Raw genomic sequence first — 16,157 nt, forward strand, 5'->3', positions numbered from 1 at the left:
GTCGACGACCCGTGGGGCTACGGCCGCTCCCTGGAGTGGGCGACCTCCTGCCCGCCGCCGCGGCACAACTTCATCACCATGCCGCGGATCCGCAGTGAATCCCCGGCGTTCGACCTGCACCACCCTGAAGTGGACGCGGCCCGCACCGGGTCGGCCGTGGTGGAACGAAGCCCGCGATGACGGCGATGCAGGGCCGGCCGGTGGAGGCGCGAACGCTGATCAACGAGGTCGAAGGCCATCTGCTCATCGAGGCCGCCCGTGCGGAGGGGCGGGCGGCCGCCGAGCAGTGCACCGCACACCTGGACTGGCTGACGGATGATCAACGCCACGAGATCGAGCGGGAGTTCGCCGACATGTATGTGGGCCTCTGCCGACTCTCCTGGCAGCGAACCGCCTTGCGGGCCCGCGAGCTGCGGACCGAGTACGAGGAGGTTTATCGCCATCTGAAAAGACGGCTGATCGCCGGTTGCCTGGCGGTGGCGCTCGTCGCGACGACCGCTCTACCGATCCTGGCTGCCGTATGGAGTGCCGACTGACGGCTGTGATTCCGCGCTCTCCGATGTCGGGCGCATCCCCTCGTTCAATTCACCTACAAAACCTCATGATTCTCTTATAAGTCACTTATCTCATCATCATGGCGCATACATATCGTTATGGCATGTTCTTCACCTACCTGAGGCGCGAACTGCGCCGCCGCAGAAAGGCGGCGCTCGTCGTCGCCTCCGGGCTCGCGCTCGGCATCGCACTTGTCATCGTCGTCAGCTCCGTTTCGGCCGGTATGGAGCAGGCCCAGGGCAAGGTCCTCCAGTCGTTGTACGGCCTGGGGACCGACATGACCGTTACCAAGGCGGCCGAGCCGCCGGAAGAGGGTGATGCGGAGGGACGGCCGCGCTTCCAGTTCGACGCCAAGGACAGCGGCTCCGGCGAGGAGCAGAGCACCGACCGCGTCATGGTCCAGGGCTTCCAGACCCTGTCATCCAGCACCGTCACCAAGGTCGGCGAGCAGCAGGGGGTCGCCGAGGCGGTCGGCGGGTTGAGCCTCAACGTCGTCAAGGTCAACGGCCAGTTCGCCCAGGGCGAGATCCAGCCGGGCCAGGGCGGCCCCGGCGGAGGGCAGGGCAGAGTCCAGGGCGGCGGCGCCGATTTCGAGGTCAACAGCTATACCGTCTACGGTACCGACGTCACCAACCTCGCCATCGGCCCGCTGACCTCTTCCAAGATCAGCAAGGGTCGTACGTTCAGGAGCTCCGAGACCGACGCCAAGGTCGCGGTCGTCGACGAGTCGTATGCCAAGGAGAAGGACCTCGCCCTCGGTGACACCGTCACGATCTCCGGTACCAAGTTCGAGATCATCGGCATCGCCACACCAGACAGCGGTGACGCGACCGCCAACCTCTACATCCCTGTTGAGCAGGCCCAGGCCCTGTCCGACTCCAAGGACAAGGTCACCACGGTCTACGTCCAGGTGACCGACTCGCAGCGGATCGACGCCGTCAAGAGCACCATCCAGCAGAACATCTCCGGTACGACCGTGACCACTTCGGCCGATCTGGCGGACACAGTATCCGGCTCCCTGTCCACGGCCTCCAGCCTCGCCTCGAATGTCGGCAAGTGGCTGTCCATCGCGGTGCTCGTGGCCGCGTTCCTCGTCGCCGGCCTGTTGACCATGTCGGCCGTCTCCCGCCGCGTACGGGAGTTCGGCACTCTCAAGGCACTGGGCTGGAAGTCGGGCCGTGTCACCCGGCAGGTCGTCGGCGAGGCGGTCGTGAACGGGCTGGCGGGCGGCGTACTCGGAATCGCCCTGGGCCTCGCGGGAGCGTACACCGTCACCGCGGTCAGCCCGACGCTCCAGGCCCAGATCGGTGCCACCGGCGGGACGGCAGGTCCTGGCGGCATGGGCGGCCCCGTGCGGCAGTCCGCGTCCCAGGCCTTCGAGGTCGCGCTGACCGCGCCCATCAGCCTGACCACCATCGGTACCGCCGTCGGCCTCGCTGTCGCGGGTGGGCTGATCGCGGGTGCCTTCGGCGGCTGGCGCGCCTCCCGGCTGCGGCCGGCGGACGCGCTGCGCCGCGTGGAGTAGGCCAGACGGCCGGGCCGCCCTCCCCGGGCCGGCCCGGCCGTCGATGATCCTTCCGCCCCGCGTCCACATCGCGTCGGTACGCACCCGGGGCGGGGCTCCATCCTGCGTCCACATGAACCGTAGACGTCCGGTGCGCGGCCCGGACCTTCGCCCGCGCCGCGCACCTACAGCCACACCCCGCATCCGTACGCCAGTGCGCGAAACCCCTCGATTCACATTGGAGTTGCACCTTGTATCAGCTCAGAGGCGTCACCAAGCAGTACCGCAAGGGCAGGGAAACGGTCCACGCGCTCGCCGGCGTCGATCTGACGATCGCGGACGGTGACCGGCTCGTCATCCAGGGCCCCACCGGCGGCGGCAAGTCCACGCTCCTTCAGATGCTCGGCGGACTCGACCGGCCCACCTCGGGAAGCGTGGAGCTCGACGGCATCGATCTGGCCAGGCTGTCCGAGGCCAGGCTCACGAAGGTGCGGTCACAGTCGATCGGCTTTGTCTTCCAAAGCTTCAACCTCATTCCCACGCTGAGCGCTCAGGAGAACGTCGAGACGGCGCTCGTGCCACTCGGTGTCAAGGTTTCCGAGCGGCGTGAACGGGCAGCCGAGGCGCTGAAGTCGGTGGGTCTCGGGGAACGCCTCGGCCACCTTCCCTCCGAGATGTCCGGCGGTCAGCAGCAGCGTGTGGCTATCGCGCGGGCCCTGGCGAAGCGGCCGAAGGTGCTGCTCGCGGACGAACCCACTGGCAACCTCGACGAGTCCATGCGTGACGAGATCATGGATGTGCTGGAGTCCATGTGGGAGGAGCACGGACTGACCTTCATCGTGGTCACCCACGACTCCTCCATCGCGAAGAAGGCACCGCGCCTGGCGACGATCCGCAAGGGCGCCCTGACGGTCACCGAGAAGACAGCCTGAGAGAACCGGCCGGCCTGATCGGCGGGCGGCCCGACGGACCCCACGGGGATCGGCGGGCCGTCCCTCTGTCCACGGCCCGGGCGCGCCGGGGTCGCTCCACCGGGATCGTTGTGAGCGAGCATGTCGGCAAGGCGGTGCGGCATGCGAAGGGCACAAGTGCCAGTGGGCCGCGAAGATCTGGAGCCTGCGGGGCAGGAGCAGCAGAGAGGAAGTCGCCATCGCCGTCCGCGGTGACTGCCCGGCGGCCGGGCCGGCCAGGGTGCCCGCCGTGCGGTGGCGGACATCCCGTCGTGGCGCCGGCCCGGCCGCCTGTCGCCGTGGGAGGCAGGGGTAGGGGCCTCCCACGGAGTTCAGAGGCGGGCGTTCCCGCCCGTCACCGCTCCTCGGCCGTGCGGCCGGTGAGCGTGGCCAGCATGCCAGGGCTGCCCTGGAGGGCGGTGCGCTGCATGTGGTGGAGAACGCCGCGGACGCCGCCCATCTCCTCGCCGCCGCCGGCCCGTCCGGGACCGCCGTGGATCAGGGCGGGCAGTGGGGAGCCGTGGCCGGTGGACGCCTTGGCGGACTCGGTGTCGAGGACCAGCAGCCTGCCGTGCCAGGGCGCGACCCCCAGCACCACCTCACGGGCGAAGGCCGCGTCGCCGGTGACGACGGACCCCGCGAGGCTGCCTCGGCCGAGGGAGGCCAGGAAGGCCACGTGCTCCGGTGACGTGTAGGGGATGAGCGTGCTGACCGGGCCGAACGCCTCCACCTCGTGCGGTGCGGAGGCGCCCGGGTCGTCGCAGCGCAGCAGCAACGGGGAGAGGAACGCGCCCCGTTCGCCATCGGCGCCCCGGACGTCCACCCGGTCCGGGTGCCCGAAGACCAGGCGCGCGGAGTCGAGGAGCGTCTTCACGCAGCGGCGTACCTCGTCGCGCTGCGCGAGCCCGGCCAGGGCGCCCATGTGCACGGCCGGGTCGGCCGGGTTACCCACGACGACCTCCGCCAGCCGGGCTGCGGCGGCCTCACCGACGGCGCCCATCAGGTCGGCGGGCACGAAGGCGCGGCGGATGGCGGTGCACTTCTGCCCCGCCTTCACGGTCATCTCGGTGACCAACTGGTCGATGTAGAGGTCGAATTCCGGAGTACCGGGCGTGGCGTCCGGGCCGAGCACCGAGCAGTTGACGGAATCCGCTTCGGCGTTGAAGCGCACTGCCTGCTGGACGACCGCTGGGTGGGTGCGCAGCCGTTCGGCTGTGGCCGCCGAGCCGGTGAACGACACGAGGTCCTGCTCGGTGAGGTGGTCGAGCAGGTCCCCGGCGCTGCCGCAGACGTACTGGAGACTGCCGGGCGGCAGCAGCCCGGACTCCACGATCAGCTCGATCAGCCGACCGGTCAGCACGCAGGTCGGAGTGGCGGGCTTGATCAGACTGGGCACGCCGGCCAGCAGGGCCGGGGCCAGCTTCTCCAGAGGGGCCCATACCGGGAAGTTGTACGCATTGATCTGCACTGCCGCGCCCCGCAGCGGAGTGCAGACGTGCCCGCCGAGGAAGCTGCCGTCCCGGCTCAGGGACTCCAGCGGACCTTCCGCGTAGACCAACCGCTCGTCCCCGCCGGGCAGTTCACGCAGCCCCAGCGCGGCGTAGTGAAGCAGCACCCTGATGCCGCCGTCGATGTCGAACTTCGAGTCGTACAGCGTCGCGCCCGTCCGGGCGGAAATCGCGTACAACTCCTCGCGGTGCCCGCGCAGGTGGGCGGCGAGGTCCGAGAGCAGTGCGGCGCGCTGGTGGAAGGTGAGCGCGCGCAGTCCCGGCCCGCCGACGGTACGCGCGTGGTGAAGCGCCCCCGCCATGTCGATACCCGAGGACGAGGCCCGGGCGATCTCCTCGCCGGTGACCGCGTCGTACACAGGCGTGCCGTCCCCGGTCGGCGTGTACCACCGGTCCTGTACATAGCTCGGCAGCAGTGTCATCAGGCCGTCCCTTCCGTTCCCGCGTATGCGTCGTCGCCTTCGTTGACCGGGTGGTGGCCCCAGATGTCCGAGTGGTAGACGCGGCTCACCCAGGTCTCGTCGTCCACGCGCCGTCCCTCGGAGCCCACTTCGATGCCGAAGCCGGCGGGGGAGCGCATGTAGAAGGAGAACATCAGGTCGTTGGAGTGCCGGCCGAGCGTCGCCATCAGCGGGACCTTGTGGGCGCGGGCCCGGTCATGGGCGCGGCCGACGGCGTCCATGTCCGAGACCTCGCACAGGATGTGGTGCGTGCCCTCGCGCTTGCGTGACTCGACGAAGGCGATGCTGTGGTGGCGGGGATTGCAGCCCATGAAGTAGAACGTCCCGCCCAGCGGCAGGTGCGTCACGTCGCTGAGCCGGAAACCCATGACGTCCCGGTAGAAGTCGACCGCCTCCAGCGCGCGGGGCGACTTCAGCACCACGTGTCCCATCCCCTGGTCCCCGGTCACGAACGTCACGCCGAGCGGCGAGACGAAGGGCGCGGGCGACAGGTGCCGGCCGGTGAACAGTTCGGTGCGCACCGCGCACGGTCCGTCGAACCACACCATGCGGTCGACCTGCCGGTCGGCGCACTCCTCGGGAGTGCCCTCGTGGACCTCCACTGCGTGGGCGCGCAGGCGCAGCGCCATCTGCTCCAGGCCGCCCGGATCGCCGACCTCCCAGCCGATCCGGGTGACGCCTCCGAACTCGGCGCTCTCGACACTGAACCGGTACGGATGCTCGTCCAGCCGCAGCTTCCGCTCCTGCGGGGAGCCCGGTGGGCCGACGGGCATGGTGCCGATGACGTCGTTGGCGTAGGCGACCCAGCCGTCGGGGTCAGGGGTGCCGATGCCGAGGTAACCCAGGCTGCGAATGCTCACCGAGACCTCCCAAGATCGTTGTGTGGCCTGCTCGGGGCGCGGGACGGTCCGGCTGTCCGACCAGGCGATCGTTCGAGTTCTAATCATCAAAATTCATACAGGCGAAACCCAGAAATGTAAACCTGTTGACTATCAGCGTTCTATCTACTTATGGTCTGCGGCGTGAACCAAAGCCGGTCACTCGTGAAGGGCCATGCCATGCCTGCAACTGAGCCGCGTCTGCCTCCGGTCGAGGAGAAGGACATACCGGACAAGGCGCTGGAAGCTCTGCGTCCGTACCGCAACGGCGACGGCGACATCTACGCGATCTGGGCGACCCTGGCCGCCCACCCGGACGCGCTGCGCCGCTTCCTCGTCTTCGGCAACCACGTCCTGGGCAAGAACACGCTGCCCGCGCGGTCCCGTGAACTGGTGATCCTGCGGATCGCCTGGCTCGCCCAGGCCGACTACGAGTGGTTGCAGCACGTCCGCATCGCCCGCCGGGCCGGAGTGTCCGACGACGAGATCCGCGCCCTCGGCCGGCCCGGCGATCCCGGGTTCGGCGGCGTGGAGCGGGCCCTGCTCGCCGCTACCGATCAGCTGTTCAGGGGGGCCGACCTGGACGACGCCGTGTGGAAGGAGCTGCGCGAGCACCTCGCCACCGAGCAGCTCATCGATCTCGTGTACACGGTCGGCCAGTACCAGACCGTGGCCATGGCGATCAATACCTTCCGTATCCAGCCCGAACCGGACATCGCCGCGCTGCGCGAGGAACTCCCGCTGCCGGCGCCGACGGTGTCCTGACCACCCACCCCAACTCCCAGGAGGAAACACGTATGAAGCTCGCCAACCTCGCCGGCCGGGCCACCATCATCGTCGGCGACCGCGCCCTCGACGTGGAGAAGGCCAGCAACGGGGCGCTCGGCCCCGACCCCGCCGTGCTGTACGACCTGTCGAACCACGACGAACTGCGGAGGCTCGCACAGGCGGCCACCGACGCCGACCCGGTCGCCTACGACGAGAAGCACCTGGGCCCGGTCTCTCCGCGCGCCGGAAAGATCCTGGGCGTGGCGCTCAACTATCGCGGTCATGCGGAGGAGTCAGGCATGCCCATCCCGGCAGAGCCCGGCATCTTCGCCAAGTTCTCCAGCTCGCTGGCCGGCCCGTACGAGCCGGTGTCCGTGCCCGTGGGCATCGACAAGGTCGACTTCGAGGCCGAGGTCGTGGTGGTGATCGGCCGCACCCTGCGCGCCGTGGAGCCGGCGGACGTGTGGCAGAACATCGCGGGCGTCACCGCCGGCCAGGACGTCACCGACCGCAAGGAGCAGTGGCGCAAGCCGCTGAACCAGTTCAGCCTCGCCAAGTCCTACGACACCTTCAGCCCGTGCGGGCCGGTGATGGCGACCGTCGACGAGTACGACGACCCGAACGACATCGAGGTCGTGGGCTGGGTCGACGATCTGGAGGTGCAGCGCGGCCGGACCTCGGATCTGATCTTCAGCGTCCCCGAGCTGGTCGCCTGGCTGTCCCGGTACGTGACCCTGGAGCCGGGCGACCTGGTCTTCACCGGCACTCCGGCCGGCTGCGGGGTCCGGCGCACGCCTCGGCTGTACCTGGAGCCCGGGATGACGCTGACGACCCAGGTCTCGGCGGTGGGTACGATGCGCAATCCGATCAGCCGCTGAATCTGCCGGGCGCTCTCACAGCGCCGCCGCCTCTGAAGGGAGCCCTGTCCGTGTCGGATGTCCCCGGTGATGCCGTCGATCATCCGCGCTCCCGCGAGTTCGCCGCCAAGGTACGGGCACACCATGAAGGGTTGGGCCACACGGAGCGCCAGATCCGAGGAGTCGAGGCGGTCACCCACCTCACCCGGCTCGTTGCCCGCCTGGTCCAGGACTTCGAAGGTGCCGTACACCGGCCCCTCGGGATGACCTGGGCCGGCTTCCGGATCATGAACACGCTGTGGATCTTCGGTGATCTGGAGCAGCGGGAGATCGCCCGCATCTCCGGCACTACCCGGGCGAGTGTGTCCAGCGCGCTCAACACCCTTGAGGAGCGCGGGCTCGTCGAACGGCGCCGTGAGCGCGACGACCGCCGGGTCGTCCGTGTCTCGCTGACGCCGGCCGGGCTGGACCTGCTGCACCAGGCGATCGAGGGGCAGACGGCCCGGGAGCACGCCTGGATGGCCGTCCTCGACGACGAGGAGGTCACCCAGCTGGTGGTCCTGCTCGGCAGGCTGGTCAACCAGGAGCGCCCTGCCTAGGGGCTTCGACGGAACCCGTCGTGCCGCGAGGCGTTCGGTGGGACGTCGGCCCGTTTTGTACGACCCTTGACGGTCAGGGTTCTTACGCATAGTTTCCGGTCACGCATCGTCCGGTGGCCGACGAAACACCTCCACCAGCTGCAGGAACGGCGGAGAAGTCACCGCCGCCCCTTCCCTTCCCCTGCCCCGGGTCAGCGAGCCGCCACCGCTGTCGGCAGCCCAGGCAGTCACCCACATCTTCAGCAATTCGAGCCGTCGGCCTCTTCAAGGCCGCCCCTCGCCGTCTGTCCGATTCGGGCACCCGCGATCACGTCACCACGCGCCCCGCCCGATCTGCCGACACACGGCCTCGCACCTCCCCTTCCGAGGAGCCGCACCATGCCACGGAGAATCGTCACCGGCCGGACGGCGGACGGCAAAGCCGCCGTCGTCCAGGACGGGCAGCCACCCCGCACCAACGCGCTCAAGCACACCCCCGGCTTCGTCTCCTCCCTCGTCTGGGCCACCCCCGCCCAGCCCACCGTGCCGTTCGACGGCATCGACCCGACACCCGCCGTCCCCTCCTACGTCCCCGAGCCGGGCGCCACCCGCGTGATCCACCTGGTCATCCCGCCGGACACGGTCTACGCGAGCGGGGACTTCGACCCGGCCGCGGCCGTCGCCGAACGCCTGCGCACCAGCCCCGGCCTGGCCGAACTGTTCGAGCCGGACCACCCCGGCATGCACACCACCGACACCGTCGACTACGGCGTCCTCCTCCAGGGAGAGATCGTCCTCGAACTCGACGACGGCGACGAGGTCACCCTCACTCCGGGCGACGTCGTCGTGCAGAACGGCACCCGGCACGCCTGGCGCAACCGCTCCACCTCACCCGCAACCCTGCTCTTCGTTCTCATCGGTGCCCGGAGGAACTCCTGATGCCCCACCTCAACCCCGTCGACGCCCTCGACCTGGACAGTGAACTCGACGACGACGAACGGCTCATCCGTGACACCGTCGCCGCCTTCGTCAGCGACCGCGTGAGTGACCACGTGGCCGGCTGGTTCGAGTCGGGTACCTTCCCGACACATGAACTCGCCCCTGTAATCGGCAAGTTGGGCCTGTTCGGCATGCACCTGGACGGCTACGGCTGTGCCGGCGCGAGTGCCGCCGCCTACGGTGTCGCCTGCCGCGAACTGGAAGCCGCCGACAGCGGACTGCGCAGTTTCGTGTCCGTGCAGGGATCCCTCGTGATGTTCCCGATCCACCGTTACGGCTCGGAGGAACAGAAGCAGGAGTGGCTGCCCAGGCTCGCCTCCGGCGAGGCGGTCGGCTGCTTCGGGCTCACCGAACCCGACCAGGGATCCGACCCCGGCGGCATGCGCACCGTCGCCAAGCGCGATGGCGACGACTGGATCCTCAACGGCACCAAGATGTGGATCACCAACGGCTCCATCGCCGACATCGCCGTCGTCTGGGCCCGCACCGAGGACGGCATCCGCGGCTTCCTCGTCCCCAAGGACACCCCCGGCTTCACGACGAGCGAGATCCACAGCAAGCTGTCGCTGCGCGCGTCCGTCACCGCGGAACTGCACCTGGAAAACGTGCGGTTGCCGTCCTCGGCGGTGCTCCCGGGGGTGACCGGACTGCGCGGGCCGCTGTCCTGCCTGTCCGAGGCGCGCTTCGGTATCCTGTGCGGTGTCATCGGCGCTGCCCGGACCTGCTACCTGTCGGCCCTGGACTACTCCACGACCCGTGAGCAGTTCGGGCGGCCCCTCGGCGGCTTCCAGCTCACCCAGCGCAAGCTCGCCGGAATGCAGGTCGGCCTCGTGCACTCCCAGCTGCTCGCCCTGCGCCTGAGCAAGCTCAAGGACGCTGGACAGCTGCGCCCCGAGCACGTCAGCCTGGGCAAGCTCGCCAACGTCCGGGCCGCCCTCGACATCGCTCGCGACGCCCGCACCATCCTCGGCGCCAACGGCATCACCACCGAGTACCCGGTGCTGCGGCACGCCAACAACCTGGAGACGGTGCTCACCTACGAAGGCACCGAGGAGATCCACACCCTGGTCGTCGGCGAGTCCGTCACCGGCCTCGCCGCATACCGCTGACCGGGCGGTCGTGAGACCGGGCCTGAGCGGCGCGGCGCGAAACCACTGTCACCGGGATCGGCGGGACGCCCCGGACACGGCGGAAGACGCACCGTCGCCAGGCCCCTCACCAGCCCGAACGCGTAAGAACCCCCGTGGCGGGTTCGCCCACTCTTCACGCGCCTTTGGCACGGCTCCGACGGCCCCTCGCCGTCACCCGCCCCAGGGGCCGCCCGTGGAGCCACCGGAAGACCGCGGCGGCAGCGGCCGACAGCACACCCGAACCCACCCAGTGCTCGGCCCTGCCGTACCCGGAGACAACTTCGCCCCTTGAGGAGAGGCCATGACCTCGACCATGCGCGCAGCGCGAATGCACAACGTCGGCGAGCCGATGAAGATCGAGCGGATTCCCGTACCGGCGCCCGGAATCGGCGATGTCCGGGTGGCCGTGCACGCCGTGAACATCGTACCCAACCTGGCCAACATCCTGAGTAATTGGACCACTTGGTTCCCGCTCAACCCCCTGCCCTCCCTCCCGTCCGTGTTCGGGCTCGATCCCGCCGGTGTCGTCGAGGAGGTCGGCGACGGGGTCGAGGGTGTCGAGGTCGGCGACCGGGTGTACGTCAACCCGGGGCGCACCTGCGGAGCGTGCCGCGCCTGCCGCAGTGGCAGGATCGTGCACTGCGCGAGCTACGCCTTCGCCGGCTACTTCGGTTTCTCGGCCACCTCCGTCCGGCTGCTCGACCGCTACCAGGGCGGCCTCGCGGAGAAGATGATCGCGCCCGCGTCGTCGCTCGTCCGCATCCCGGACTCCCTGTCCTTCGAAGCCGCCGCGCGCTTCGGCTACCTGGGCACCATGTACTCGGCGCTGCGCAAGGCCGGCGTCGGCCCGGGGCGCAGCGTCCTGGTCAACGGCATCACCGGAACGCTCGGCATCGCCGCGGCCCTGCTGGCCCCGGCGATGGGCATCACGACCCTGTACGGCACCGGCCGCGACCGCGAGCTGCTCGCCGAGATCGACAAGCTCACCCCGGGGCTGGTGCGCCTGCACTCCCTGCACGACGGTCCGGTGGACGAGTGGATCGCGGCGGAGACCGGCGGGGCCGGCGTGGACGCCTACATCGACGCCCTCGGGCCGGGCGCGCCCCACGAAACCCTTCAGCAGGGCGTGCGTGCGCTGGGCCGCGGCGGCATCGCCGTCAACATCGGCGCCGTGGCCGGGGAGGTGCCCCTCGACCTGCACCGAATGATGGACATGGACCAGATCGTCCGCGGGTCCGTCTGGTTCACACCCGGCGAGGGGCAGGACATGGCCGACATGGTCGCGTCGGGTCTGCTCGATCTCTCGCCGCTGCGCCACCACGTCTACCCGCTCGACGAGGTGAACGCCGCGATCAACAACGTGGGTTCCCGCCACGGGGGGTTCAGCAACTTCGTCATCTCACCCACCTCCGGGCGCTGACAGCCACCCCTTACCGACAGGCACTGCCACCCCCCTACCGCGACAGGTCACGTCACGCACCACCTCGGAAGGACCTACGTATGGCCAGATCCGACACCGGCGTCGGAAGCGGCGCCGGCTCCCCGACCGCCCCGTCGACAGCGAAGACCGCCTCTTCGACGGTGAAGCAGAAGAACGAGCAGGCACTCGGCATCGACACCCTGGCACGGGGCACGCTCATCGCGGCGGCGCTCTGCGTCTTCATGGCCCAGTTCGCCCTGACCGTGCCCGCCGGCCTGAACGGCCTGTTCCAGCAGGACTTCCACACCTCGGCCTCCGAGCTGACCTGGATCACCGATGCCTTCCTCGTCCCCGTCACGGTCCTGGAGCTGACCTTCGGTCTGCTCGGTGACATGTTCGGACGGCGCCGGCTGCTGGTCGGCGGTTCGGTGCTGGTGGCGGTCGGGTTCGTCGTCTGCGTGCTGACGCCGGGACCCGAGGCCGGCCACGGGACCCGGCTGGCCGTGCTGTGGACCGGCCAGATCATCGCCGGCATCGGTGCGGCCGCCGTGATCCCGACGACGCTGGCGATGATCGCCGCGGGCACGCACACGCCACGCGCCCGAGCGCGTTCCATCTCCGTCTGGGCTGCCGCGCTGTCCATGGGCAGCGTGCTGTCGCCCCTGGCCTGCGGCCTGGTCGCGCAGTCGCAGTTCGGCTCGTGGCCCCACTCCGGCTGGCGGTGGGCGTTCCTCGTCGTCGTCGTGCTCGCCGCCGTGTCGGCCGTGCTCGCCTTCGTCCTGGCCAAGGACTCCAAGTCGCCCGAGGGCCGCTCCCTCGACTGGCCGGGGCAGATCACGATCGCCGTCGCAGCCGTCGCCCTGCTCTTCGCCGTGATCCAGGGCCCGACAAGCGGTTGGGGCAGCTTCGAGGTCATCGGCGGGTTCGCCGTCGCCGCCGTCTTCCTGGTCGCCTTCGTCCTCGCCGAACGCCGCTCGGCGTCCCCGCTGCTCCAGCTCGACCTGTTCGCCAACCGCAACTTCACCGTCGCGGCGATCGTCACGGTCGTCGGTATGTTCTGCTACCTCGGCACCGGCTATGTGACCAGCATCCGCCTCACCGCCATCCAGGGCTTCACCCCTCTGAAGGCATCCCTCGCGTTCATCGTCTTCAACGGCGTCTCGGCCCTGATCCAGGTGCCGATCGCCTCCCGCCTCATCGAGCGGTACGACCCGAAGTGGGTCCTCGGCGGTGGCCTTCTGCTCCTCGGGGCGGGCGACTTCTGGTTGGCCTCGATACCGATCGGCCAGCAGTCGGTCACGCCACTCATCGCTCCGCTCGTCGTGGCCGGCGCCGGCGTGGCGTTCGTACTGTCCGCGGTCACCGCTGTAGTGATCAACACCGTGCCGCACAACCTCGCCGGCATGGCCGCCGGCTGGACCAGCCTGCTGCGCGACTTCGGGTTCACCCTCGGCCCGGCCGTCGTGGGTGCGATCGCCCTCAGCCGGGCGGCGCACGAGATCAGCGACGAGGTCGCGTCCGACCCGGCCCTGGGACAGGCCCTGGACACCTTCAACGCCTCGGCGGCGACCGCCCCGGAGGCTCAGCGGGAGACCGTGGAGGGCGCCATCGCGGCCGTCAACTCCGGCCCCCTCGGCGCGAACGCCGTCCCCGAGACCGTCGCCCTGCCCGACGGTTCGACCGTGCCGTTCAACCCGCTCAAGGACACCGCCTTCGAGGCCCTGGGCAACGCCTACTCGCTCGGTTACCTGATCGTCGGGCTGTGCGCGATTGCGGCGGCGGTGGTCACAGTCGTCCTGATCAAGGGGGACCGGCCGGACGCCCCTGCCACCACGGAGCCGGCCGATGCCTGACAGACCGCACGACCCGACGGTCATCCGCACCGACGAACCCGACCCCCGAAGCAGACCCGGCGCCACCGGCCGCCGCACCTGAAAGGACCGCTGCCATGACCGGCCCTACCCGACCGCGCCCCATGTTCCGCCTGGGCCATCTGCTGGAACGCCGCGCCCAGTTGCACCCCCACCGCACGGCGCTGGTATTCGGCGACCGCGCATGGACCTACGGGCAGCTGCGGGACTGGATCGTGGCCTCCGCGCGGCAGTTGCGCCGGCACGGTGCCGGGCCGGGCAGCGTCGTCGCCTACGCGGGCGCCTCACGCCCTGAGGTCTTCGTCCTGATGTACGCCACGTCCCGCATCGGAGGCGTGTTCGTCCCGGTCAACGGGGCGGCCACGCCTCCCGAGATCGCCTACCTGCTGGCGGACTCGGGGGCGGACGTCCTGATCACGGACGCCGCCTGCGCCGCCAAACTCGCCATAGACGGCACCGTACCGCCGGACGTCACCCGTCTGTGCCTGGACGAGGAGCCACCCGACGGACACGCCCCACTGAACCGGACGCCGGACGAACCCTTCGGCGACGACACCCCGGCACCCGTGACAGAGGACGACCTCGCCCTCATCGCCTACACCTCCGGCACCTCCGGCCGTCCCAAGGGCGTCCTCCTCACCCACGGCAACGTGTTCTGGAGCTGCGTCAACGGACTCCTGGGCCTGGACCTGGCACGGGACGACGTCACGCTCATCACCACGCCCGTCTTCCACATAGCGGTACTGAGCGGCGTGGGCTCCTACACCTGGGCCAAGGGCGGCACCGTCGTCCTGGAGCCCGCCTTCTCCGTCGACAACTTCCTGACGACCGTACGACGGCACCGGGTCAGCGTGACCTTCGCCGTACCGGCGATGCTCGCCCTGATCGCACGGCACCCGGGCTTCCCGTCGGCGGACCTGTCCTCGCTGCGCTGGATCCTCAGCGGGGGAGCGGCGGCACCGGCGCCGGTCGCCGAGGTGTTCCACCGCCGCGGCATCCCGGTCCTCAGCTCCTACGGCCTCACCGAGACCGCCGCTGGTGTCACCTACCGCGACCCGCGCGACGGCCCGGGCTGCTCCGGCGAGGCCGGACTGGCCGCCCCGCTGGCCGAAGTCCGGATCGTCGGGCCCGACAACCGCCCCCTACCGCACGGCACTACAGGGGAGATCGTCGTCCGGAGCCCCAGCGTGGCTGCCGGATACCTGGGCCTGCCGGAGGACTCGGCGGCGGCCCGCGACGCCGGCGGCTGGTTCCACGGGGGCGACCGGGGCTACCTGGACCCCGAGGGCCGTCTGGTGGTGGTCGGCAGGATGAAGGACACGATCATCACCGGCGGGGAGAACGTGGATCCCACGGAGGTGGAGGAAGCGCTGGCGGCGTGCCCCTGCGTGGACGAAGCGGCGGTCGTCGGAACGCCCGACCCCGTCTGGGGAGAGGTCGTCACCGCCATCGTCGTACCCGCCGAGGGCGTGGACTGCTCCCTGGAGGACATCCAGACGTTCCTGTCCGCCTCGCTCACCCGACACAAGATCCCTCGTCTGCTCGAAGTCCGGGACCGTCTGCCGCGCACCGCCACCGGCAAGTTGCAGCGGAGCCTGCTGCGGGGCTGAGCCCGGCCGGACCAGACACCATGGAGAGGTACTCATGTCCACACAGTCGTCAGGCACCCCCTCCGACGCCGTCCCGAACGGAGCGGCTCCCGAGCCCATCCGCCGCGTGGGCGTCGTCGGAGCGGGACTCATGGGCAGCGGAATAGCCGAGGTCTGCGCCCGCGCGGGCCTCGACGTCCTCGTCAGCGAGACCGGCCCCGAGGCGGTCGAGGCGGGCCGGGAAAGAATCGCCAGGTCTCTGGCACGCGCGGTACGCGGCGGCAGACTCGACCCGGCCGACAGCGCCACGTCCCTCCGCCGTATCGGCTTCACCACCGACCTGGCCGACCTCGCCGACCGCGACATCGTGATCGAAGCGGTGGCCGAGGACGAACAGGTGAAGACCGAGATCTTCGCGGCACTCGACAAGGTGCTCGCCCGACCGGACGCGATCCTCGCTTCCAACACGTCTTCCATCCCCATCATGAAGCTCGGCACGGCGACCGGACGCGCACAGCAGGTGATCGGCGTGCACTTCTTCAACCCGGTGCCGGTGCTGGATCTCGTCGAGCTGGTCCCGTCCCTGCTGACCAGTGACCAAACCCGCGACCGGGCAGGGGAGTTCGTCAGCCGGACCTTGGGTAAACAGGTCATCCACGCCAAGGACCGAGCCGGATTCGTCGTCAACTCCCTCCTGGTGCCGTACCTGTTGTCCGCGATCCGCATGCTGGAGTCGGGCCTCGCCTCCGCCGACGACATCGACAACGGCATGGTGCTCGGCTGCGCCCACCCCATGGGCCCCCTGCGTCTGGCCGACCTGATCGGGCTGGACACCCTGAACGCGATCGCGGACTCCATGTACGCCGAGTACAAGGAGCCGCTGCACGCCGCGCCGCCCCTCCTGCTGCGCATGGTGGACGCCGGTCTCCTCGGCAGGAAGACGGGCCGGGGCTTCCACGACTACTCCGGCACTCCGGTTGAAAGGAAAGCCAGATGAGCTTGAGGATCGTTGTCACTGTGAAGTACGTGCCCGACGCCACTGGCGACCGGCACTTCGCCGATGACCTGACCGTCGACCGGGACGACGTG

15 protein-coding genes and 1 pseudogene are annotated in these 16,157 nt (G+C 69.8%); 14 read left to right on the plus strand and 2 right to left on the minus strand.

What is annotated here, in order from left to right; translation table 11 throughout:
- The 4 genes from ACFY9S_RS40100 to ACFY9S_RS40115 all read left to right on the plus strand — a co-directional run.
- The coding region (locus ACFY9S_RS40100; protein ID WP_391138998.1) for a hypothetical protein at positions 1 to 180 on the plus strand (180 nt) is incomplete at its 5' end.
- Complete coding sequence (locus ACFY9S_RS40105; protein WP_391139000.1) at positions 177 to 536, plus strand: hypothetical protein; 360 nt, start codon at positions 177 to 179, stop codon at positions 534 to 536. The genes ACFY9S_RS40100 and ACFY9S_RS40105, both read left to right, overlap by 4 nt.
- 122 nt (positions 537 to 658) lie before the next feature.
- Positions 659 to 2,080, plus strand: coding sequence for an ABC transporter permease (locus tag ACFY9S_RS40110; RefSeq protein ID WP_391139002.1), 1,422 nt, complete (start codon positions 659 to 661; stop codon positions 2,078 to 2,080).
- Positions 2,081 to 2,310: 230 nt separating this feature from the next.
- Positions 2,311 to 2,991 (plus strand): ATP-binding cassette domain-containing protein, encoded by a 681-nt coding sequence (locus ACFY9S_RS40115; RefSeq protein WP_391139004.1) that lies wholly within the window; start codon positions 2,311 to 2,313, stop codon positions 2,989 to 2,991.
- 373 nt (positions 2,992 to 3,364) lie between these two features.
- On the opposite strand, the gene paaZ is transcribed toward ACFY9S_RS40115, so the two are convergent.
- Both paaZ and ACFY9S_RS40125 read right to left on the minus strand, forming a co-directional pair.
- Positions 3,365 to 4,939: a phenylacetic acid degradation bifunctional protein PaaZ gene (paaZ, locus tag ACFY9S_RS40120; RefSeq protein ID WP_391139006.1), complete on the minus strand. Its 1,575-nt coding sequence runs from the start codon at positions 4,937 to 4,939 to the stop codon at positions 3,365 to 3,367.
- Complete coding sequence (locus ACFY9S_RS40125; RefSeq protein ID WP_391139008.1) at positions 4,939 to 5,838, minus strand: VOC family protein; 900 nt, start codon at positions 5,836 to 5,838, stop codon at positions 4,939 to 4,941. The genes paaZ and ACFY9S_RS40125 overlap by 1 nt, the downstream gene beginning before the upstream one ends.
- Before the next feature lie 198 nt (positions 5,839 to 6,036).
- Here ACFY9S_RS40125 and ACFY9S_RS40130 point away from each other — a divergent pair, with 198 nt between their 5' ends.
- The 10 genes and pseudogenes from ACFY9S_RS40130 to ACFY9S_RS40175 form a co-directional block, all read left to right on the plus strand.
- On the plus strand, positions 6,037 to 6,621 hold the full coding sequence (locus ACFY9S_RS40130; protein WP_391139010.1) for a carboxymuconolactone decarboxylase family protein: 585 nt from the start codon (positions 6,037 to 6,039) through the stop codon (positions 6,619 to 6,621).
- A 32-nt stretch (positions 6,622 to 6,653) separates the two neighbouring features.
- Positions 6,654 to 7,502 carry a fumarylacetoacetate hydrolase family protein gene (locus ACFY9S_RS40135; protein WP_391139012.1) on the plus strand — a complete coding sequence of 283 codons (849 nt, stop codon included), beginning with the start codon at positions 6,654 to 6,656 and terminating at the stop codon, positions 7,500 to 7,502.
- Positions 7,503 to 7,552: 50 nt separating this feature from the next.
- A complete protein-coding gene (locus ACFY9S_RS40140) occupies positions 7,553 to 8,080 on the plus strand; it encodes a MarR family winged helix-turn-helix transcriptional regulator (protein ID WP_184980435.1) in 528 nt (175 codons plus the stop codon).
- Positions 8,081 to 8,458: 378 nt separating this feature from the next.
- Positions 8,459 to 8,998 carry a cupin domain-containing protein gene (locus ACFY9S_RS40145; RefSeq protein WP_391139015.1) on the plus strand — a complete coding sequence of 180 codons (540 nt, stop codon included), beginning with the start codon at positions 8,459 to 8,461 and terminating at the stop codon, positions 8,996 to 8,998.
- Positions 8,998 to 10,167 (plus strand): acyl-CoA dehydrogenase family protein, encoded by a 1,170-nt coding sequence (locus tag ACFY9S_RS40150; protein ID WP_391139017.1) that lies wholly within the window; start codon positions 8,998 to 9,000, stop codon positions 10,165 to 10,167. Before ACFY9S_RS40145 ends, ACFY9S_RS40150 begins: the two co-directional genes overlap by 1 nt.
- A gap of 322 nt (positions 10,168 to 10,489) precedes the next feature.
- Positions 10,490 to 11,608, plus strand: a complete 1,119-nt coding sequence (locus tag ACFY9S_RS40155) for an alcohol dehydrogenase catalytic domain-containing protein (RefSeq protein ID WP_391139018.1) — start codon at positions 10,490 to 10,492, stop codon at positions 11,606 to 11,608.
- A gap of 80 nt (positions 11,609 to 11,688) precedes the next feature.
- Positions 11,689 to 13,461, plus strand: coding sequence for an MFS transporter (locus tag ACFY9S_RS40160; RefSeq protein ID WP_391139020.1), 1,773 nt, complete (start codon positions 11,689 to 11,691; stop codon positions 13,459 to 13,461).
- Positions 13,462 to 13,556: 95 nt separating this feature from the next.
- Positions 13,557 to 15,089, plus strand: coding sequence for an AMP-binding protein (locus ACFY9S_RS40165; protein ID WP_391139022.1), 1,533 nt, complete (start codon positions 13,557 to 13,559; stop codon positions 15,087 to 15,089).
- A 130-nt stretch (positions 15,090 to 15,219) separates the two neighbouring features.
- Positions 15,220 to 16,065 carry a 3-hydroxybutyryl-CoA dehydrogenase gene (locus ACFY9S_RS40170; RefSeq protein WP_391139024.1) on the plus strand — a complete coding sequence of 282 codons (846 nt, stop codon included), beginning with the start codon at positions 15,220 to 15,222 and terminating at the stop codon, positions 16,063 to 16,065.
- A pseudogene (locus ACFY9S_RS40175) lies at positions 16,062 to 16,157 on the plus strand (electron transfer flavoprotein subunit beta); the annotation flags it as partial. The gene ACFY9S_RS40170 and the pseudogene ACFY9S_RS40175, both read left to right, overlap by 4 nt.

This window comes from Streptomyces sp. NPDC012474 (assembly GCF_042955185.1).
GTDB classification, from domain to species: domain Bacteria; phylum Actinomycetota; class Actinomycetes; order Streptomycetales; family Streptomycetaceae; genus Streptomyces; species Streptomyces cahuitamycinicus.